Source organism: Pseudomonas sp. B14(2022), assembly GCF_012030485.1.
Lineage (GTDB): Bacteria > Pseudomonadota > Gammaproteobacteria > Pseudomonadales > Pseudomonadaceae > Aquipseudomonas.
Window position 1 is genome coordinate 177,690 of record NZ_JAAUVM010000010.1, and the last position, 22,597, is coordinate 200,286.

At 55.7% G+C, this 22,597-nt stretch carries 10 protein-coding genes and 2 pseudogenes; 1 reads left to right on the plus strand and 11 read right to left on the minus strand.

What is annotated here, in order from left to right; translation table 11 throughout:
• Positions 1-32: 32 nt before the first annotated feature.
• On the minus strand, positions 33-647 hold the full coding sequence (locus tag HCF10_RS17035; protein WP_167656016.1) for a hypothetical protein: 615 nt from the start codon (positions 645-647) through the stop codon (positions 33-35).
• Positions 648-652: 5 nt separating this feature from the next.
• Positions 653-4,819 (minus strand): annotated as a pseudogene (locus HCF10_RS31460) (hemagglutinin repeat-containing protein); the annotation flags it as partial.
• A 285-nt stretch (positions 4,820-5,104) separates the two neighbouring features.
• Here HCF10_RS31460 and HCF10_RS17050 point away from each other — a divergent pair.
• Positions 5,105-5,362, plus strand: coding sequence for a hypothetical protein (locus HCF10_RS17050; protein WP_032883635.1), 258 nt, complete (start codon positions 5,105-5,107; stop codon positions 5,360-5,362).
• A 463-nt stretch (positions 5,363-5,825) separates the two neighbouring features.
• Here HCF10_RS17050 and HCF10_RS17055 read toward each other — a convergent pair whose 3' ends face one another.
• The 9 genes and pseudogenes from HCF10_RS17055 to HCF10_RS17100 form a co-directional block, all read right to left on the minus strand.
• Positions 5,826-6,056 (minus strand): hypothetical protein, encoded by a 231-nt coding sequence (locus HCF10_RS17055; protein WP_167656017.1) that lies wholly within the window; start codon positions 6,054-6,056, stop codon positions 5,826-5,828.
• Between the two features lie 144 nt (positions 6,057-6,200).
• On the minus strand, positions 6,201-6,509 hold the full coding sequence (locus tag HCF10_RS17060) for a hypothetical protein (protein ID WP_167656018.1): 309 nt from the start codon (positions 6,507-6,509) through the stop codon (positions 6,201-6,203).
• 156 nt (positions 6,510-6,665) lie between these two features.
• Entirely contained in the window at positions 6,666-6,884 is a 219-nt protein-coding gene (locus HCF10_RS17065) for a hypothetical protein (RefSeq protein ID WP_167656019.1), read from the minus strand.
• A pseudogene (locus HCF10_RS17070) lies at positions 6,871-11,949 on the minus strand (hemagglutinin repeat-containing protein); the annotation flags it as partial. The pseudogene HCF10_RS17070 and the gene HCF10_RS17065, both read right to left, overlap by 14 nt.
• A 159-nt stretch (positions 11,950-12,108) precedes the next feature.
• On the minus strand, positions 12,109-12,510 hold the full coding sequence (locus HCF10_RS17075; RefSeq protein ID WP_167656020.1) for a DUF6911 family protein: 402 nt from the start codon (positions 12,508-12,510) through the stop codon (positions 12,109-12,111).
• The gene (locus tag HCF10_RS17080) at positions 12,511-12,810 is read right to left on the minus strand and encodes a cytidine deaminase-like fold-containing protein (RefSeq protein ID WP_443200914.1); all 300 of its coding nucleotides are present in this window, start codon (positions 12,808-12,810) and stop codon (positions 12,511-12,513) included.
• Between the two features lie 9 nt (positions 12,811-12,819).
• Positions 12,820-13,212, minus strand: coding sequence for a hypothetical protein (locus HCF10_RS17085; protein WP_167656022.1), 393 nt, complete (start codon positions 13,210-13,212; stop codon positions 12,820-12,822).
• A gap of 923 nt (positions 13,213-14,135) precedes the next feature.
• Positions 14,136-14,609 (minus strand): hypothetical protein, encoded by a 474-nt coding sequence (locus HCF10_RS17090; protein ID WP_167656023.1) that lies wholly within the window; start codon positions 14,607-14,609, stop codon positions 14,136-14,138.
• Between the two features lie 8 nt (positions 14,610-14,617).
• Positions 14,618-22,588 (minus strand): two-partner secretion domain-containing protein, encoded by a 7,971-nt coding sequence (locus HCF10_RS17100; RefSeq protein ID WP_237683134.1) that lies wholly within the window; start codon positions 22,586-22,588, stop codon positions 14,618-14,620.
• Positions 22,589-22,597 lie beyond the last annotated feature (9 nt).

Here is a 22,597-nt window from a genome sequence, read left to right on the forward strand (position 1 = left end):
ACTAGAAAAAGACACCGACGGGCGACTTTCCGTTAGTAAAGTGCCTCATTCAACAGCTCAAGCCATAAAGCGGAAGCATCCGCCTTAATTCCAAGAGTCACTAAGCGCAAAGAAAACTCCTGCACGCCGGATTCTGGTTCTTCCTCATAATCCATTGAGACCTCATGCAAATTGCCCGCGACGATAATCAGTTGTTCAAAAGAGTCTGCCATTGGCCGCAAACTCAATTTATGACCAGAACTTATATCCAAGAAGTAGGCCCTGCTGTTATTACTGGAGTCTTTTCGCCCTAAACAAATAATATTGGCTTCCCAACGTGCAACCTCAACAATTTCGTTATCATTGTAAAATGTAAGCCATGGATTTTCAGGGCTTCTGTTTGCCTCTATCAGGACTGACGATAACTCGCGCCGCCCGTAAGGTACTGGCCATAAATTCAATTGGCCGATTGAAACGCCGAGCACTTGCACGCGCTCAAGCAACACCAGATAGTCATCAGGAAAATGTTGTCCATCCTCCCTCAGCGAGGACAAATAATTCTTTGAGTAACCAGGAGAACACAGCTTTATTTCTGAGGCAATGACGGAAAACCTGGCAGCCATTTTTTCGGAATATTTTATTAGTCCATCTAAATCATTAATCATCACGTGACCTATTGACCTGAATGTTCGGGATGCCAAATACCCCATCCCGGTTGCTTACTATGAACCGAGCTAGGGAGCGGAATCGCGTTTTTACCATAGTCCAAATGGTGGTGAATAATGGTTTCATCAAGAAAAGACTGATGTTCCGGAAATTTATCCACCCAATGCTGATCGACCACTGGAGACTGCTTTGCCTCAATACGGAGTAAGTTTTGTGGACTAAGGGTATCACCGTAGTTATTTTTCCACTCCGCCCAGAATTGTTTGGAGTTCCGAACGCCTCCATCCATCGTTTTTGGACCGGACGTAAATAAAGATGAGTCAATCGCCATCGGCCCTTGACCTTTAATGGGATCGATTCGAATGAAATAAGGGCTACCTACTACCTGAGGAGGAAGAAAAACACCTTCAGCACCAAGGCTACCCTTGGCGAAATTTGGGCCTGCTTGCAGAACGTTTCTATCAACCAGAATGCCGAGCTCTGCGTCGGGTATTGCCCCAACCACGCTCTCATTTTTGGGTATCGTCACCTTCGTGCTGCCAGCGACTGACTGTCCCTTAAACAAACTTGGCAACCCCGCAGCCGACGCGTTCAAAAGCCCAAGAAAAATGTTCTTGGTACCGTCACCCGCATCACCGTTGCTGGCCTGTACTCCACCATAAGTGATCTGCAATATCCCACTTTCAGCAGTCACCAACCGTATTGCCAAGCCTACCGACCCGCCCAATGCATACAAGGCAGGAGTGCCAACTGCAGCTTCTGCCTGATAGTTCTGTTCGAAGCGCCATATATGTTGCGCTTCGCGGTAAAGCTGTTCGTTTTCGCTAGGAGAGCGGTTCATCTGCGCCGACAGATCGCCGGGATAGAGCCGTTCCAGGGAAGCGTCTTTGATGGAATTCCCAGCTGCGTACGCCACATCGTTGCTTTGCCGCAGAGGACCGGGTCGCATAAGCGCGTAGATGCGACGAGCTGCCTCATCCTTCCCGTACGCCACAACGAGTGCGTTTGCGTAATCCGCGAGATACGCCTGCGCCGCGGCTTTATCGGCAGCCGACATCGAGTCTGGGTTGCGGCGCAGGCGCTCAACCAAAGCATCTGAAATCTGATCTTGTTGATCGAGCGCAATCAGCGTCTTTGCGTCCTCGGAGGTGTACTTGTTGCGTTTGATCGCATCGCGAGCCTTTTGAAGCAAAGATTCGTTGGCTGGACTCAAAAGGTTATTTTCAACCGCATTCTTCCCAACCTGCGCGGCTGCCACCGCATTCAGCGCGTCCTTGCCAACCAACGATCCGGAGAGCCCAGCCGCCAGGGTCGAGAGACTGGAAATTGTCTGCTTTTGCGCTTCGGACAGGTTTTCGTTACTGACTCCGCCATACAGACTTTCTTTGATCAGCTGTGCGGTTTTCTCCGCCACCACGGCCCCGGCTGCCCCTGCCAGCGCGGAGTTACCACCGGCCCGCGCCAACACCGCACCCAGCACGGCGTGAGCCATCAAGTTGGCGTTCGGGTCGCCCTCGGTCATCTGCTTGACCGTTTGCGCCAGATACGGCGCCGCCGCCCCTGCCAACGCACCACCAACGCTGCCCCCCATCGCCGCTTGCACCACGGCAGTCACCGCCTGGCTGGCCTTCTGGAAGCTGCTGCCAACGCCATAATCCTGCTGGGCTTGCTGGCTGATCTGAGCTGGCGTCGGGTTGGCAACCCCATTCGCCACGAGTTTCTCTCTCGCCGCCTTGCTGACTTCACTGTTGGGGTCGTTAGCCGCTTTGATTCTCGATGCAGCAATGGCGTCGCCAATCCCTTTGGTCAACTCCATCGAACTCTTGATCAGATCCATGCGTTCCTGCATGGCCTTTTCATCAGGCTTGTCGAGACGTTGGTTGGCGTTGGCGGTGTCGCGGTTAAGGCCAACCAGGTCACCCGTACCCTCAGGGTTACGCACCACGATCGTGCCTTCGCTGACGGCACTGCGCGTGTAGCTGTGGTCCGAATCGTTCAGCGACATTCCATACAAGGCACCCGGCGTGAGGGTACTCGCGCCGCTACTGTAGGAACCGGAGACGCTGACGCCGGCCGATTGGCTCTTGATCTCGCTCTTGTTCTTGATGTCACTGACCAGCAACCGATCGGTGAGCAGCAGGTTCCTGTCGGCCGCAGCCTCGCTGGCAATCACCGCACCTTGCAGGGTGGTGTTTTTGGCCACATCGATGGTGTAGCCACCCTTGCCGGCAAAGAAGCCGCTCTGGTCGGTAACCGCCTGGTAGTCGCTGTTCATCTTCGAAGCCGCCAGGTTCGCCGACGCGGTTACCGGGGAGCCATAACAGATCGGCGGAATACAGATGCTCGCACCGAAGCCCGCGCTGTTCTGCTTGCTCTTGGACGTTTCGGTGTCTTGGCGCGACAGGATGTTGAGGTTGCCGCCGATGTTGGCATCGATACGCTCAGCGCGTACCTGCGCCCCGATCAGGCTGGTGTCCTGGCCGCTGCGCAGCACCAGCGAGCCGGTGTCCAACGTGGTGTTGACCTGGGTAACCGAGCCACCCGAGCCAAGGTTCTTGGCGGTTTGTGCACCGAGGTCGATGGTGAAACCGTTTTGCTCGCCTATGTTGAAGCTGGCACCGATAGCGGTCCTGTTGCGTGAACCGTCGTTTTTACGGTCGGTGGTGTTCTGTGCGCTTTGCATCAGGATGTTGTTTTTCGCGGACAGCAACGTGCTGTCGGCTTTCAACGTACTGCCGGTAATCGTCAAGTCACCCACAGTGCCCGGCGCGTCGCCCGCAGCGATGATCGACAGTTTGCCCCCGGCGTTGAGGTTGCTCTGGTGAGCGGTCTGCGCCGTGTATTCGCTGCTGCTTTTGGTACGGGTGTTGGCCAGTTCGGTACCGATCTTGATCAGCGACCCGTTGCCAGCAGAGCCACCGGTCTTGTCCTTGAAGCCAGTACTTTGTTTAGCGAGATCGCCCGCCTGGTTATTCAGGTTGTACATCGACAGCGCCGCCTGGGCGATCTTCACGGCCTTGAGGCGCGGGTCGTCGGAGATGCGCGCCGCCTCGGCTGCGTCGCGGATGCTGTTGGCGGTGTCGACCACGGTGCCCGCGATCACGCGCCCAACCGCCAAGCTCTTGGAACTGTCCTTACTGGTCTGACTGGCCGTCTCCATCCCCGAAGTAACGGTGACATTCGCCCCACTCAACTCCATGTTCTTGGTGCTCACCAGATCACTGGCCACCACCTTCAACTCACGCCCCGCCGTCAACGACACATTGCCCGCACTCGAACCAATGGTGCTGCCGGTCAAGGTCATTTCATTGGCCGTGCCGTTGTGCTTCGAGCTATTGATGTACAGCTTCTGGTTGCCGGTCATGTCGTCCAGACCGAGCTTGTTGCCGGTCAGCACGCCGGTGAGGTCGCGATTTTTTTCCTTGTGCATGTCGGTGCGGGCGAAGGTGTTCTGCGCCGCGTCGATGGTCAGGTCGCGGCCGGCCTGGACGCCGAGGTCGCCGGTGCTGACCAGGTTGGAACCGGTGACCGTGGCGTCTCGCTTGGCGGCGATGATGACGGTTTCGCCGGAGACCATGCTGCCCATGGCGGTGGTGCGTTTTTCGTCGACTTTGTCCTGGACTTTGCTCGACTTGAGGCCGCCCCAACTGCTTTTGCTTTCCTTGCGTTCGTGGCGGGCGCTGTCGGCGTTACTGACGGCGAGGATGTTCACGTCCTGGCCGGCCACCAGCTGCGTGGCGCCTTTTTCAGCAGTGACGGCACTCCCAGCCAGCAGCAGGTCTGCACCGGCGACGACTGTGCTGTTCGTCCCCGCGCTGACCAGGCTGCCAACGTTGCTCACGACGTCGGTTTCATCCAGGCGGAATTTTTTGCCCTGGGAGGTTTTCTTGGTCTTGCTGTAGAAGCTGTAGTCCTGGTTTTCGGCGGCTTTGAGCTCGAGGTTTTTGCCGGAGACCAGGTAGGCCTCGTTGCCGGCATTGACCTGGCTGGCCACCAGCTGCAGGTTCTGCCCGGCGCTCAGGGTGACGTCGCCGCCGGCCTTGATCACGCTGGACACTTGCTGCACGTGGTCTTCGATGCTCTTGACCTTTTTCGTGTTGCCCGTGGAGTGTTGCTCGTTGGCTGCCGCGATGGCGTTGAGGTTGGCGCCGGCTCGAAGGGCGACGTTGGCCTTTTGATGCCTTGCGTGTTTTTACGCTGAGGACTTATAGTCCGCCGGTCGTCCAAAAGGGCGATCGGATTTGGCGATCCGTTGACCGTATGCGAAAGCTTTCTGCTTGCTTGCAGGGGTTTCCGTACCCGCATCGCTGCTTTATGGCAGCTGTGCGCGGGAGACCTTCGGGTCTGCCGGAACTCGGTCCCGGTTCGCCAACCTGCGTACAGCTGTCACCCATTCGTTTGGCGACGATAGGTGACAGCTTTCATTACATCGACCGAGGTTTTACCTATGAATAGATACATGCCGCTTACGGGCCATGACTCAACCATCCCCGCGCTGGTGATCGACACACAAGCGCCCCTAGATGTTCTCTATGATGCCGCCGCGTATCGCATTCGTGCGGTAACTCAATTTTTGGAGAACCTCGCATTTCGGGAAGAGATCAGCAGTGATGCGATTGTGCTTCACGACTTTGCGCTGTTGCTGGCTATTCCGCTGCGGGATGGGTGTGATTTGCTGGATGTGATTGGGCGGAAGTTGAATTCACAAATTTCATAAATAAAAATGGGCGGTTATTTTCATAACCGCCTTATTTAAAAAATTTCAAATAGATAAAAATAAAACTAATTTTTAAAGATCGTAATATTGCAAGCTCAATTCCATAGACACTCAAACAAACGTTATCTGACCTCGATTACCCGCTCTACCACCCACCACGCCCGGATATAAAAGATTTCACATAATCCCACCGTGCAACTATCCAGCACACAGCAAATATTGCTGACAAGGGAAATCCAATCCAGATGAACACCCAGTTCGAATCTGTGCGAAGCAGTATACCAACCACTATGGCGACCATCATGCCGAAAAACGTACTCACCCCACACACCACCGCCAACAATGAAACTATCAGCAGCAGGGTATTTATAAGTTTACTTGCTCGCATCGACCGCCTCATTGTAAAGGCTATTGCCTTTTGCGCCCACGGAATTACCGCTTGATCAAGTTGGGTATATGAAAACTACATCTGTCGAATATCAGATAAAAAATCATAAAATTCTTTTTCTGTCATCTCAAACTCTGGCCCTTCGACCATTGCCATTAGTGACAACAACGCAACATCTAAAGCTTTTGTGAGAGAAAGTTTTGGATCTTGGTAAATATCAAGTGCCTCTTTTGATATTTTAAAAATATCAAATCCATCAGCAACTACTCTTCCAAGTCTGTCAGCCACTATGTCTTCCATGCTCATTGCTGCCCCCCGAGAAATAGGGGTCAGACCACCAATATACATTGGTGTAATAATCGTGGTCTGACCCCTATTTTCTCCTATTTCATACTCGACCTTGTGTACCTGTCACAGACTTCGGAGTAGTTAAGCGTCACCGCATTAACGTCATCTACAACACAATTCCATTTCTTGCCAAACTCGTATCGAGCCTTTCGAATGACCCAACTGCATTTCGATCATTGTCTTAGGAGGGGCACCCAACAAATTTTCCCAATCGAGAATATCTTGCGAATCATAAAAATTCATGAATTTTTCGGAATTGAGTAATGAAATATACAAAGTGGCCTCGTCCCAATTCAATATTCCACGATTACGTTTTCCGATACTAACGACTCCGCCTATAGAGTGGATAAAATCAGCAAACGCATCTTCATCAATTGCCACATCCGATATAATTGAAGCTGAGTCGCTCACGATTACAACCCTCCTTTTTTGGCACTACTTTCACAAGTGGAATTAAAGGGGACAGATTTATTAATCGACTACCGACTAGCGTCACGTTTAAATAAATCCGCCCCCTTTCATGCACCCTTTTATACAAAAACTCAGCCACCTTTATTAAATTAAAAGTCAACGAATATTAAAAAACCACAGAACAAAACCTAGAACAAAGCCAACCCCAGCCATTTTTAAATAAAGCGGCGTATTTTCTTTTATAAGCACAATAAAGTCCTCGCCACCACTCAACCAATACCCGGCAACCTGAAAGAACACACACATAAACAACAGACCGAACGCACAGGCACAAGGAAGATAAATAGCAACCCACCAAGGTTCATTCTTTTTCATTGTTGTCTCTTTTCTTCAAATAGAAATCAGCTCCACTATTGAAAAATCCTGACGATACAGAGTCGCCCAGATTACCAAATATGGAGGGAACGGAACTTTGCGATGCCGGCCTGCTGATAGTCCATATTCCAGTCGGCATCCACTCATACTGCTTCGACACCGGGTTAAGCAGCTTATCAAGAGGCGCCTTGATCGTATTACCAACGGCAAACCCCACAGAAGCGCCCGCCTTACTTAACAAAGCTCCCATAAATGGGTCTTCCCCTTTCATTTCCGCTTGATAATAACCACCCGTTGCATTCCAAGTAACCGTCGGATTGTAACCTTTGCCAGCTGTGATCGCGCCGACTACCCCAGAGCCAATCACGTCCGACAGTGTCACTTTTCCTGTCGTTCCATATTGGATAGCTGCACCAATACCTGCGGAAGCGCCCACCGCTATCAATTGCTCTTTACCTTTGGTCAAAGCGTTAGTAAGGATTGAACTTCCGCCCATCACCATTACCGGCCAAGAGAGCGGATCGATGACAACTGACATGACTCGGTCTGTGTCAGTAATATTTTCCTTCAAAAATTTAAGGTCCGAGCCATTGAGGTAATTTACCAGTGCGACAGCCTCGGGATTTTTCAATTTTTCACTCAGGCGGAACTGTGACGGGTCGGCATCTCTCGCAGCATTGGTGCTTGCCTGAATTTCCTCTTCCCGTAGGACACACGTTAAACCACCGCCAATGCAACGACCCATCATTTTTTTACTGTTTTCATTACTGATTTCAATATATTTTTTTAATACTAGACCGCAGTCGCCTTTAACGTTTTTGCAGGCCGATAGTTCTCTATCAAGTGCGCGGGCTTCTGTCTCACTCAGCCAGTTATTCTCCACCGCATTACGTCCTGCCTGAGCGCCAGCGGAGGCACCGAGCATATCACCGCCAGTGAGCCCTCCGCCCACCCCCGCAGCCAAGGTCGACAAGGCGGAAACCGTTTCCTTTTGCGCTTGCGTCAGGTCACTTGTTGCGGTGCCCGGATAAAGTTGACGGGCAATCAACTCACCCATCGCAGCGCCGGTGCCCCCTGCCAGCGCCGAATTTCCTTGCGCTTGCGCCACCATCGCGCCAAGCACTGCGTGAGCCATCAGGTTGGCGTAAGGGTCGCCTTCAGTTTTTTTCTTGATCTCCTGTGCCAGGTACGGCGCCGCGGCACCTGCCAACGCACCGCCAACATTGCCACCCATGACCGCTTGAACAATGGCGGTGACGGCTTGGCTGGCCCTCTGGAAGCTGCTCCCTAAGCCATAGTCCTTCTGAGCACGCTGGCTGACTTGTTCGGCAGTCGGGTTAGCGATGCCGTCTTCAATTAGCTTCTGCCGCGTGGCTTTGCCAGCCTCAGTGGTGGGGTCTTCGGCGTCCCTGATCTTCGCGGCAGCAATCGCGTCGCCAATGCCCTTGGTCAGCTCCATCGAGCTTTTGATCAGGTCCATGCGTTCCTGCATGGCCTTTTCATCAGGCTTGTCGAGACGTTGGTTGGCGTTGGCGGTGTCGCGGTTAAGGCCAACCAGGTCACCCGTACCCTCAGGGTTACGCACCACGATCGTGCCTTCGCTGACGGCACTGCGCGTGTAGCTGTGGTCCGAATCGTTCAGCGACATTCCATACAAGGCACCCGGCGTGAGGGTACTCGCGCCGCTACTGTAGGAACCGGAGACGCTGACGCCGGCCGATTGGCTCTTGATCTCGCTCTTGTTCTTGATGTCACTGACCAGCAACCGATCGGTGAGCAGCAGGTTCCTGTCGGCCGCAGCCTCGCTGGCAATCACCGCACCTTGCAGGGTGGTGTTTTTGGCCACATCGATGGTGTAGCCACCCTTACCGGCAAAGAAGCCGCTCTGGTCGGTAACCGCCTGGTAGTCGCTGTTCATCTTCGAAGCCGCCAGGTTCGCCGACGCGGTTACCGGGGAGCCATAACAGATCGGCGGAATGCAGATGCTCGCACCGAAGCCCGCGCTGTTCTGCTTGCTCTTGGACGTTTCGGTGTCTTGGCGCGACAGGATGTTGAGGTTGCCGCCGATGTTGGCATCGATACGCTCAGCGCGTACCTGCGCCCCGATCAGGCTGGTGTCCTGGCCGCTGCGCAGCACCAGCGACCCGGTGTCCAACGTGGTGTTGACCTGGGTAACCGAGCCACCCGAGCCAAGGTTCTTGGCGGTTTGTGCACCGAGGTCGATGGTGAAACCGTTTTGCTCGCCTATGTTGAAGCTGGCACCGATAGCGGTCCTGTTGCGTGAACCGTCGTTTTTGCGGTCGGTGGTGTTCTGTGCGCTTTGCATCAGGATGTTGTTTTTCGCGGACAGCAACGTGCTGTCGGCTTTCAACGTACTGCCGGTAATCGTCAAGTCACCCACAGTGCCCGGCGCGTCGCCCGCAGCGATGATCGACAGTTTGCCCCCGGCGTTGAGGTTGCTCTGGTGAGCGGTCTGCGCCGTGTATTCGCTGCTGCTTTTGGTACGGGTGTTGGCCAGTTCGGTACCGATCTTGATCAGCGACCCGTTACCAGCAGAGCCACCGGTCTTGTCCTTGAAGCCAGTACTTTGTTTAGCGAGATCGCCCGCCTGGTTATTCAGGTTGTACATCGACAGCGCCGCCTGGGCGATCTTCACGGCCTTGAGGCGCGGGTCGTCGGAGCTGCGCGCCGCCTCGGCTGCGTCGCGGATGCTGTTGGCGGTGTCGACCACGGTGCCCGCGATCACGCGCCCAACCGCCAAGCTCTTGGAACTGTCCTTACTGGTCTGACTGGCCGTCTCCATCCCCGAAGTAACGGTGACATCAGCCCCACTCAACTCCATGTTCTTGGTGCTCACCAGATCACTGGCCACCACCTTCAACTCACGCCCTGCCGTCAGCGACACATTACCCGCACTCGAACCAATCGTGCTGCCGGTCAAGGTCATTTCATTGGCTGTGCCGTTGTGCTTCGAGCTGTTGATGTACAGCTTCTGGTTGCCGGTCATGTCGTCCATACCGAGCTTGTTGCCGGTCAGCACGCCGGTGAGGTCGCGATTTTTTTCCTTGTGCATGTCGGTGCGGGCGAAGGTGTTTTGCGCCGCGTCGATGGTCAGGTCGCGGCCGGCCTGGACAGCGAGGTCGCCGGTGCTGACCAGGGACGAGCCGGTGACCGTGGCGTCGCGCTTGGCGGCGACCGTGACGGTTTCGCCGGAGACCATGCTGCCCAGGGCGGTGGTGCGTTTTTCGTCGACTTTGTCCTGGACTTTGCTCGACTTGAGGCCGCCCCAACTGCTTTTGCTTTCCTTGCGTTCGTGGCGGGCGCTGTCGGCGTTGCTGACGGCGAGGATGTTCACGTCCTGGCCGGCGACCAGTTGCGTGGCGCCTTTTTCGGCAGTGACGGCACTGCCGGCCAGCAGCAGGTCTGCACCGGCGACGACGGTGCTGTTCGTCCCCGCGCTGACCAGGCTGCCGACGTTGTTCACGACGTCGGTTTCATCCAGGCGGAATTTTTTGCCCTGGGAGGTTTTCTTGGTCTTGCTGTAGAAGCTGTAGTCCTGATTTTCGGCGGCTTTGAGCTCGAGGTTTTTGCCGGATACCAGGTACGCCTCGTTGCCGGCATTGACCTGGCTGGCGACCAGTTGCAGGTTCTGCCCGGCGCTCAGGGTGGCGTCACCGCCGGCCTTGATCACGCTGGACACTTGCTGCACGTGGTCTTCGATGCTCTTGACCTTTTTCGTGTTGCCCGTGGAGTGTTGCTCGTTGGCTGCCGCGATGGCGTTGAGGTCGCGGGTGGCAATCAGGTTGACGTCGCGCTTGGCTTCGACCTGGCTGGCGATGGCGCTGATATCGCGCCCGGCGATCACATGCAAGTCGCGGCCAGCGTCGACCACAGAGCCCTGTTGGGCGATGGTGGTGAAGCTGGAACGGTTGCCGATGGCGCCGCTGTCGAGGGTTTTCGAGGCGGTGATGTTGACGTCGCCCACGGCCTTGACCGTGGTGTCGGCACCGCTCTTGAGCACGCCGCCGACGTTGTTGACGTTGCCGCCAGCCTGCATGGCCAAATCGTTGGCCGATTCGATGCGCGCGGCGCTGTCGACGAAGTCGCTGCGTTCAGTGCGGTAGTTGCTGGCGCTTTCGTGTGTGGTGACGCTGCGTTCGTTGAGCAGGTCGGCGCCGGCGGCGAGGTTGACGTTGCCTGCGCTGATCACACCGCCTGCGCGGTTGGTCAGGTTGTTGCCGCTGAGCAGGTCCAGGCGACCACCGGCTTCCATCAACCCACTGTTGGTGAGGTTGCCGCCGACGTTCGCCAGCAGGCTGCCGGTAGCGCGCAAGGTGCCGGCGTTGTTGAGGTTGCTGCCGGTGATCAGGTTGACGTCAGTGCCGGAAATCAACGCGCCGTTGGGTGCCAGGCGGTTGCTGGCCTGGGCGAGGTACAGCACCGGCACCAGCACTTGTTGGCCGGCGACGGTGGCGTTTTCCAGCCACACGATGTCGTGGGTCAGGGCGCCGACTTGCTGGTTGGTGAGGGGATACCCCGAGGCTCAGGCGCAGGGCGTCTTTGCTGGCTAGCGCATTGTCCATCAGGTAGCGAAATTGGTCGGCGTCGCTGCTCAAGGCACTGGTGAGGAAGCGTTGGCCGGTTTGCGCGAGCACGGCGTCGCGGATCAGACGGGTTTCGTATTGGCCATCACCGAGGCGGCGCCAGGCTGTGTCGGCGCTGAAGCCGAGTTTGCCGAGCATGTAGTCGGAGCTGAGGAAGCCCGAGAGGCTGGCGAACTGGGGGTTGGTCTCGATCAGGTAGTGGCTGGTGGGGTCGGCGCTTTTGACGAACAGGCCGTATTCGCCCTTGGGCAACTGGAAGTACGGCGAGGTGGTGGGGTCGACGGGCGTGAAGGCGGTGCCCGTGTTGTTGGCGTGCTGACTGAGGCTGATATTGATGCCACCAGTGTGGGGCTGTAGGCGCGGCTATCGTTGACGGTCCAGGTGGTGACGTTGCTCACCTCGGAAAAACGCCAATCGCTGGAGCGCGCCTTGAGCGCTTCGAACGTCGCCAGGTCGAAGTGAAGCTAAGAGGCTGAAGTAGACTTGTGGGGATTCCTCAGGGACAGATGTATTTAAATGATAAAGCACTTTTAAAATCTGCCCTCTTTTCTCTTTTGGTCTGAAACGGCTCCATGCCTGAATAGATCCGCTTACTTTAATCTCTACATTCTGTCTTCACTCTAAGCATTCAACACTGAAAAACTTACATCACCGGACCTCAAAAATTCCTGAAAACAAGAAATAACGACATCTATATCCCTAGTGACGAAGCTCGCAGGATAGTAATCACCCAGAATATCAACCAACTTTGTTCCAGCCGACGTGTTATTAAGAGTACGCACAACGTGCTCACCATCCTCAAGGTATTGGTTCAGCATCAGAAGATAATTTCCAGAATCAGCATAAAGATTGATTTCGTAAGGTCCGGCTTCAGGTGCCGGGGCAATAGCTAACGAAGCGACGCCGTCGACTTTGCCATATTCACATATAATAGACCTTACATCTTCCATAGACGGCTGATCAATGAGAGGAAGTTGCAATCTGCCATTTTCAGGACTAAGCGTATACCCTCCGATTATCATCTATTTTTTCTCCTTAATAGACTTCATACCTGACTCCCAGTAATAGTTTTTCGGAAGTCCTGTTTTATCATCTATAGCTTTTACGGTTAAAGATTTCAACTCAGCCTTTTCTGCGGCAGCGGCTATGTCACCCTTGCAGAATCCGCATACATCTTTTCCTGCGACTGTCATGGACATGTCCGCCCCGGCAGTTTTACCAGAGCTATATGCTTGCTGGATCACACCAATTTCAGCGTGTGCATCTTTCATATTTCCGTTTGGATAAAGCTTGCCAGGATTCGTAGCGGCTTTATCTGCAATCTGACCCGCTCAAACGACGATGACGTCACCGGAATCCAAATAAATCGAGTAAGACTCATAACCATCTGCAACATCCGGCTTGATGGTAATTTTCGCTCCCGTGCTGAATATTATTTGTAATGTATCCGGCTCGACTTCCACAACAGACTCAACGTCCATTAATAAAAAATCTAATAAAGGCGCACTGGTAGACGAGTCATTAAATTCGCGCTGCCCCACAATGTCGTCAATTTCATATTTCAGCCCGGCTTCTACACAGAATGAAATTTTATAGGGCGGCACACCCGCGAATGTCTGCGGCCTGGAAAAATCAAACCTCGTAATACGCACACCAAAACAAACCATTTCCAGATAACAGCCAGAAAGCAGAGAAAAATCAAAATCATCTGACAAAGTGCTCATACGTCCCTCTACATTAATCTATAAGCGTTCAGCGACGAACGGGGGGTGAAGAATCAGGATGAAGCGGAATATGCGTGTCTCCCTGACCGATCCCCGGCTTCCAGATAAAGCAAGATAAAGGGGACAAATTTATTTAATAACTTACGAACCAACACCACGCCTAAATAAATCCGCCCCCTTTACTCCCTGCGGATAATTTTTTTCAAGATCATTAGCAAGATCATTTTGTGTGTACATTATTTCCAACTCTTGAAAAAGGGGACAGTTTTATCTAATAGGCTTTTCAAGCCTAACTCAAATAAATTTTCCCCTTTTCTTATGGGGAGAGAAAAGTAGAAACATTACTGACTAGCAATCAACGGAACCGCCCAATCAAATCCGCCTCGATCTGACCGAGTAAGTTATCCTTATCTTCACCATTTCCCACAATCAAGTAATTCCCTATCTGACTGTCGTGATAAACAGTTAACATAACCCCAGTACATATCAACACCCAACGTCGAGGATAAATATTATCAACGGTTTGAACTGAGCTCGCCTGCCAATATTTTTTAAATATTTTACAATCGATTCAAAACCATCCCAATCAGAAGAAAAGCCTAAATGACACTCGACTCTCCCATCAGAGTTAACTCTTTTAGTTATAATTGGAAACGACTCATCCATTCAGTCAACTCCAAGACGCTTATTAACCTCTGCTCTAGTCCTTTGCGAACTGTCTAAAACAGCTTTATAAACAGCAAAAGGGGAGACCACTATTCCCCTATGAAGGGGATATGTTTATTTAATGTACTTTGCAGCTAAAATTAAATAAATTCGCCCTCTTTCCCCTATGGTCATAACCCCGTTTTCGTCGCCATTACGTTTCTACCGACAAAGAACATCATTACGTCACCCGTCTGAATTTTCTCTGCCCATTTAACTTATCCTATAGAAACTTCGTATAAAGTGTCCGGTGGGGCCTGCGCACGTTCGAAATCTGACAAAACGACATCAACAACACAAAAAACATTAACTTGTTTAATTTCTTCTATTTGGCTACTGTCTGAAATTGAAAATACAAGTTTTTTACATTCACAAATTGCAACAATCTCAAAAATCGCCGCCAATAAAATTTTAACTCTTTCTACCGGATCACCAGGAAACCCGATATCCGAATACAGCGGATCATACTGATTATAGTCAGTCAAATATGTAGCATTGGGATACCCGGGTCTATCCCCAATCAGAAACACAAAGGTTTCTTCGCTTGGCAATAACTCTGGCGGATAATTAAATAGCTCCGCGCTGCTAATTTTGAATATCCCCAAATCGCTTTCGGAAATATATTTATCCAACGCTACCCAAGCGTCCGGGCTGGGTGGCGGAAAAACATATCCACATACATCATTCGACATGCTGATACCTACTTATCTAAAATCCAAGGCCCGACAACTTTTCCGTCGGCACTTACTTCTCGATAATACTGCTTATCGACGAACCCCCGATCGTTATATTCTATTTTGTGCTCATGAGGCACCGCCCGACCGTCCGTAGCGTAACCTAAGCTGCCATGACTCCGTTGCTGACCATAATCTTCTCTAGAAAACGTCCGCCCCAATTCATCATAGTAAGTCACACTTTTGCTACCGTCTGCACGGGAAATTTCATAAATCGAATTCGGATTTGCCGTTTTAGGCGCCTTGCCTGACGGAGCCACTATATGTTCTGTAACTATCTTATTTGTTGCCGGATTCACTATCGGACTTGGATAGTTTGAGTCTTCAACCTTAACCTTCGGCGTATCAGCGTGATTACCGTTAGTCGGCCCAAACTCTCCATCTACACGCGACTGAGGAGTATCCCATCTCGGTTTTCCAGTTTCGGCCATGGCCTCATGGCCTGGACTAATTGTTGGTTTAACACCTGCCGCCCCTACGCTTCCAGCACCGCCGCCGGGAAGCATGCCAGGAACTACGTTGATTCCGAACGGGTTGAATCCTGTTTGATCGAGGTAAAGGGAACCTTCCTTCATCCATGTAGGATCACCATTTACCCATAAATTAGCGATTTGATTAAGGTGCAGCTGGCCTGCCTTAGTCCATTCCTGTTCATTGACAGTTCGATAGCTAGCCACCAAGTCATTACTTGATCCGCCAGGGTTAAGTGTCTCAGTTCTTTCTACCGATGCAACGATCGCTTTAGAACCCTCATCAAGCTCGGCGCGAATTTGCGCGCAGTTGTGCGTCGCTTCGCAATTATCCAATCGGGCCAGGTTCGCAGCACTACGAGCATCGAACTCTTTTTTGACTTGGTCACAGGTTCCATTTGGGTGGCAATCTTTTTCTGCCGCCTCTAACTCAATTACATCCGAATGGTTCAGGAAATTGTACTGTGTCGCGTTGCTCGCAACCCAAGCCCCGGTCTGCAAGCTTTTGCCATCAGCATCACTGTCCACCGACGCGGCAAGCACACCAACCAACTGCGAGCTCATCACCAGCAAGCTCTTTCGCTTATCCTCCGGCATGCTGGCGTACTGTTTGGCGAGGCTGTCTACCAGAGCTTCGTTCACACCTGCTGCCAACGCACCAGTACGGAAATCGCCGCCGGCCGCTTCAGCTGCCAGCCCGCCCATCAATGCATGCAGCCCAATCTTGGTGATACCGCCGTCGGCGAACCGATTCTTGGAGACGTCACCAATCATGTTGAAGCCATAAGCAGCAAATGCATTGGCAAGGCTGCTTTGCAGTGCATCCCCAAGGCTGGCCTCTCCTCCCAGCGCTTTAGTCAGGATGGCCGATGTGCCGTTTTGCAGAACCTGATTCGCAGTAAATTGACCAACACCTTGCCAGGTACTCAATGGGCTAGCAGATGTCACCACACCCGAGTTAGGCAGCGCAGTAGTAGTGCCTGTCTGAGTGCTGGTCCAGTCGTCGTAGAACCCTGCGGTTAACCCCGCAGTAACGCCCGATACAACATAGCCTCGCATCGCGTCGCTGGAAGTTACGTCCTTAAACACTGCGCCCAAATTGCCACGGTTATTGATCGTACTGATCGCACCATTACTGGCCATGCCGGCAAGCACAACGCTGCCCGCAGCGTTGGCCCAGCCTGCGGCAGATGTGGCTGTGGCAGCAGCCGTCGCCCCAGCCATCGAGGTACCCGTCCCAGCGGCGGCGATTGCGCCGCTGGCAGCCCCCATCGTGAAGTAGGTAACAATGATCGCTATGATAATTTGCGCGCCAGCACCCAGGCCCGAATTGCTGTATTTGAACGAGTCGTGCAGCTCTTTAACCTGCCGCCAATCCACATCCCCGCGCTTTTCGGCCTCTTTGATCCAGGCCAATTGCGGGTCCGCCTGGACCATCGCGTCGATGGTCTGGCTTACCGTGTTCTGGTTAACCTGCCTTATATCAATCTTCAAGCCGTCCACGGCCTTGATTGCCAGCTCGCCCTGCGCCACCAACTCACTCTGACGCAACGTCTCGTCGGTATTACCCTTGCCCTTGGCGCTGGTCCAAGCCAAGTCACCCTTGCTTTTCTCGTGACTCTCCTGGTGCAGGTCTTTGACTGCCTCGAACGTCACCGCACCGCCACTGGTGATGGCCAGGTCGTTACCACTCTCAAGCTTGGCCCGCTGATACAGCTGATCACCGCCACTGACCAGGGACAAATCACCACCAGTCTTGATCTCAGTCCCCACATTCGTAACGCGTGTCACCTCATCGCGCTTGGTCTTCTTCGCGCCCCAGCCACCCTTCTCCTTCATGTCGTAAAGGCTGTAGGTGCTGTTCTGCGCCGCCAACAAACTCAACTTATCCCCGCTATACAGATAAGCCTCATTCCCCGCGCTGATCCTGCTCGCCACGATCGTGGTGTCACGCCCAGCCTGGCTGACAAAATCCCCACCCGCCGTCAGCACACTCGCCACTTGGGTGGTCTGCTCGTCCGCTGTCTTGATGCGTTTCTTGCCGTGCTTTTCCTTGCCCTCGACGTTGTGCACATCGCTGACCGACGACACGTTGAAATCGCGCCCGGCGTCGATGTTGAAGTCTTTGCCGGCGGAGGCATTACTGCCGATGATGTTGACGTCCTGCCCGGCTTTCATATTGAGGTTGCCGCCCGCCGTGACGCTGGCGGCGAGGTTTTTGACGTCGGTGGTGATGCTGGATTTTTGCCCGCCGTCGCTGAAGGTGTGTTTCACGCTGGTGTCGCTGACAGGCAGGATGCTGATGTCGCGGCCGGCGATTAAGGTGACGTCGGTGCCGCCTGTCAGGGCGCCTCGGGTGATGAGGTCGCGGCCAGCATCCATGGCCAGGTTTTCACGAGCGACGATGAGGCTGGAGCTATTGTCCGTGAGGGTGCGCATGCCTACGCCGTCGCGGACCTGGATAGCGGTGCTGTCGTTGGTGATGTCACCCCTGACTGCTTTCATGCTCACTTGCTTGCCGCGAATTTCACCGGCCATGGCGTTGCGAATGCTGTCCTGGGCCAGCAGCGTCAGGTTGTTGCCGGCTTCGATTAGGCCGCCGTTGTAGAGACTGCCGCCGGCGGCGGCGGAGAGGTTGTTGCTGGCGCGCAGGGTGCCGACGTTGATCAGGTCGCCGCCAGTGAACAGGTTGAGGTCACGGCCCTGGATCAGGCTGTTGCCGCGCACGTTGCGCGACTCCGCCTGGGCCAAGTAGAGCACCGGCACGAGGACGGTCTGGCCGTCGACCACGCGGTTTTCCATCCACACGATGTCGTGGGTCAGGGCGCCGACCTGCTGGCGGGTGAGCGTCACGCCGAGGCTCAAGCGCAGGGCGTCCTTGCTGGCCAGGGCGTTGTCCATCAGGTAGCGGAACTGGTCGGCGTCGCTGGTCAGGCCGCCGGCGAGGAAGCGTTGGCCGGTTTGCGCGAGCACCGCGTCGCGGATCAGGCGGCTTTCGTATTGGCCATCACCGAGGCGGCGCCAGGCGTTGTCGCTGGTGAAGCCGAGTTTGCCGAGCATGTAGTCGGAGCTGAAGAAGCCGGTGAGGCTGGCAAATTCCGGGTTGGTTTCGATCAGGTAGTGGCTGGTGGGGTCGGCGTTTTTGACGAACAGGCCGTACTCGCCCTTGGGCAACTGGAAGTTGGGCGCGGTGGTGGGGTCGACCGGGGCGAAGGCCACGCCGGTGTAGTCAACGGGTACAAAACCGCCACCCGCTGCTGGGGTAACCACCGGCAGTACGCTGCCAGGCGCCTGGGCGCCGGGGCTGTTGGCGTGTTGGCTCAGGTTGATGTTGATGCCACCGACCGGGATGCCGGTCTGGTTATCGCCCAGGCGTCCGGTGAGTTGGGCCAGGGTGTTGTCGTGCAGCGTACCGTTTTGCAAGATGCGGGTGACATTGAGGTTGACCGTGCCGCCAGCTTGCAGGGTGGCGTCGTAGCCGGGGCCGCTGTTGTTGGTCCAGGTGGTGACGTCGCTTGCGTAAGCGAAAGGCAAGCTATTAGGTGAGCGGTTTTTCAGTTCTTCGAAGCGTGCCTTATCGAAATGCCCAGCCGCCGTGGCCGCATTGAAAGCGGGAACGTCGACCCATTGCATGCGTTCAAACAAATCGTCGGAAACGCGTTCTGGCGTGCTGATGACAATCTTGCGCTGCCCCGTGCGCGTACCAGCGCCCTGGTTCAGCAGGTCACCGGCGGCAATACTCAAGTCGCCATTGGAAGCCATCAGGCTGTAGCGATTCTGCACATTGTCGCCTTGCAGCAGCATGTTTTTGCCAGCTACCAGGCGCGCCGATGCCGAATCCTTGGTCGCCGCCTCAAGGTACGTCTCGTAGATGGTGATTATGCCTTTTTCCCACCAGTCTTTTTCGCCGCAGTGCTGGCCACAGATCCAACTCAAGCTGCCGGTGGTTAGCGTCTGCCCGAGTTCGAATTCATCTTTGGCGTTTTCGATAAAGCCCGCATTGATGCCGATTGAGCCTTCGCTTTCCACGGTGCCGGAACGGTTGCTGAACAGCGCGGCACGCCCGCCATCGCGCGCGGCGAAGCTCAAGTCGCCTTTGCTGTAGACGTCGCCATGGAGGTTGCTGAAACCATTGGCGCGCAGAGTCAGGTCGCCACCGCTGAACAGCAGCGAATCGGCCGCGTTGGTGATGCCGTTGACCGCAGTGAGATTTACCGCACCCTGGGCTCCGAGGGTGCCGCGGTTATTGATCTGCGCCGCGGCGATATCCAGTTGCTGACGCGCAGTGAGGAAACCGAGGCTGTCGAGGGTGCCGGTCAGGCTCAGACGGGTGCTGGTGCCGGCCAGACGGCCGCCGTTCTGGCTCAGGTTATTGGCTGTAACGGTGAGCGTTTGCAGGGCCGATACGCGGCCGGTGTTGGTCATGTCGCCGGTGGTGATGCTCAGGTCACCGTCGCTCAGCAGTTCGCCGCCGTTATCCAGGCTGGCCACGTCGATGACCAGGCCCTTGCCGCTGGCCATGCGGTCACCGGCTTTCAGCGCCAGCGCCTGGCTGCTTTTATAGGTGATGACTTCGTTGAGTTGCACACGGCCCAGACCATCGACCTTGCCGAATGCCCAGTCGGCTGTGCCCATGCCGTTGATATCGCCCTGGCTGCCGGTGAGGCTGGCGGTGTGGACGCGCATCAGGCCGCTGCCGGCGTGCTGCAATTGGCCGGACTGGTTGTTCAGGCTGGCGGCGTCGAGGCTGAAGCTCTGGCTGCCAAACTCCAGAATGCCATTCTGGTTATTGACTGCGCCGCTGACGTTGATGCTGCTGGTGATCCCTTTCAAGGCGCGCAGTTGACCACCCGCGCTGTTGTCGAGGTTGCCGCCACCGACGGTCAGGCCCTGGTTGGCCTCGATCAGGCCGCCGCGGTTGGTCAAGGTGTCGCGTGACGTGAGGTTGAGCTGATTGCCGCTGAGCTGGCCGCCCGCACTGTTGTCGAGGGCGCCGCCGCTGATGGTCACCTGCTCTTTGCCGAACAGCTTGCCGCCGCGGTTGGCCAGGGCTTCAACGGTCAGTTGCAGATTGCCGATCAGGCTCGCCATCAGGCCGCCGCTGCCGTTGTCGACCGAGTCGGCGGTGACGGTCAGGGTATCGCCCTGCACGGTGCCGCCCTGGTTGTCCAGGCTGCCGGTGGTCAATTCGGTGAGGGCGCCGCCGCTGAGGATCAGGCCTTTGCGGTTGCTCAGCTCTTGGCCGCTGTAGTTCAGGCCAAGGTTGCCGGCCAGCAGTTGGCCGTTATCGTTGTCCAGATGCTGCGCGGTGATGTCCAGGCGCTTGCCACGCAGCAGGCCGCCGCTGTTGTTGAGGGTGGTGAGCTGTTTGACCAGCACGCTGCGTTCACCAGCGTCAATCGCGCCACCGGTATTGGTCAGCAGGTCGCTGATGTTGAGCGTCACGTCACCGGCATCGCTGATCAACGAGCCTTTACCGCTGTTGTTGAGGGTCTTAGCGGTCACATCGACGGCGTTGCCCAGCACGGTGCCGGCGCGGTTGTCGATGTCACTGGCGGCGAGCAACAGTTGCTTGCCGACGATCACGCCGCTCTGGTTATCCAGGCTCGCGGCATGCAGTTCAATATCGCCCTTGCCTGCCTGCAAACGGCCCTGTGCGTTATTGAGCTGTTGCGCAGTCACGAGGGTGAGCTTGCCGGTGTCGGCGCTCAGCACGCCATTGGCGTTACTGCTGAGGCTGCCGGCGTTGAGGTTCAGATCGGTGCTGGCTTGGGCAAACCCCTGGCTGTTGTTGAAGGCGTTGGCGACGTTGAGGGTGAGCGCGCCGGCGTCGGCCTGGATCAGGCCCTTGAGGCTGTTATCCAGGTCAGTGGCGTTCACGGTGGTGGCGCCAGCGACCACTACGCCGTTCTGGTTGTTGAGGCTGCCCGCATTCACGGTCAGGTTGTTGGCGATGATTTGTCCGCCGTTGTTGTTGAGGTCGGCACTGGTGAGCACCAGGCTGCCGCCGGCCATTTCGATGCGGCCCTGGCGGTTATCCAGCGAGGCGCTGTTGAGACTTGCGGCCTGGCCGTCACCAAAACGAATCAGGCCGCCGAGGTTGACGATGGCCGGCGAGTTGAGCGCCAGGCTTTGTTCGCCAAACAGGCGTGCGGTAGCGCCCTGGTTGGTCAGTTTGGCGCTGCTGACGTCGACGGTTTTGGCCTGGATGATCGCACCCTGATTGGTCAACGCTTGCGCGGCGGTGATCGCCAGTGCGCGGCTGGCCAGCAGGTTGCCGTTGGTGTTGACGGTTTGCGCGTTAATCACCAGGTCGCCGGTGATATTGCGGGTGTTGTCGGGGGCGACGCCGGCTTCGATGATGCCGGGGTTGTTGACCGTGGCCGCATTGATGTCGATGCGTTGGCCGGCGGCCACGCTCTTGCGGTTGACCAACGTCTGGGCGCTGGTCAGTTGCACATTACCGGTGGCGTAGACCTTATCGGTGAGGTCGATATTCTGCGCATTGACCGTGACGTTACCGGTGGCCGCTGCCTGCGCCATGGTCAAGCGACCATTGGCGTCCAACTGAATATCACCGCCACTGGCCGCCAGTGTGCCGTCGAGCTTCACGCCCACGCCGGCTTCGGTGCCCACCAGCTTGATCGCGCCGGCGTACATGCCGCCCAAGGCCGATGAGTCGATGGCCAGTTCCGGCTTGGTGCTGCCGTCGTCGGCGCGCGCGGTGGTTTTCAGGCTTTGGGCGTCAACGTCATTGCGCCCGGCAATCACGGTGAGCTGGCGCGCGTTGATTTGCGCGTTGATCTTGGCCGAGCGGGTGATGATTTCGAAGCGGTCGACGCTGCTGGCGTTCAGGCCCTGGCCGTCGATGGTCACGGCGCCGCCGTCGACTTGGTAGCTCTTGAGTTGGCCGGCCGCGTCGAGCACCGGTTTGCCGGTGGTGAGGGTGACGTTCGGGGTGTTGATAAAGCCGCAACCGCTGCAGGTGATGCCGTACGGGTTGGCGACGATGACCTTGGCCGACTGCCCCGCCACTTCGGTGTAACCGCGTAACTGGCTGGGGTTGGCGCCGGTGACTTCGTTGAGGATGACGTTCGCGGCGCCGCCCTTGAGGTTGGGGTTGCCAACGATATAGCCGCCAAGCTGGGTGTTGGCCATGGGGCTATTGGCGTTGTTGAGGATCACGCCGTTGGGGCCGACGTTGTAGTCCGTGTACTGGTTATGGGACACGCCTGCGCCGTTGGGCGTGGCGATGTTCACCACCGGCACGCCATTGCCCGCCGCGCCCACCGTGGTGCCTGGGGTGGCGACCACGATACCTTCGGCCTGGGCCAGCAGAGGCTGCCAGAACAGCGCGTTGGCGAGGATCAGCACCAGCCCGCGCTTGGGCAGACCGAAGAACGCGTCTCGCGGCCTCAGGGCAGCAGAAGGTTGGCGGGCCAGGAAGGCGAATTGGCGAACATCCATTTTCAGACT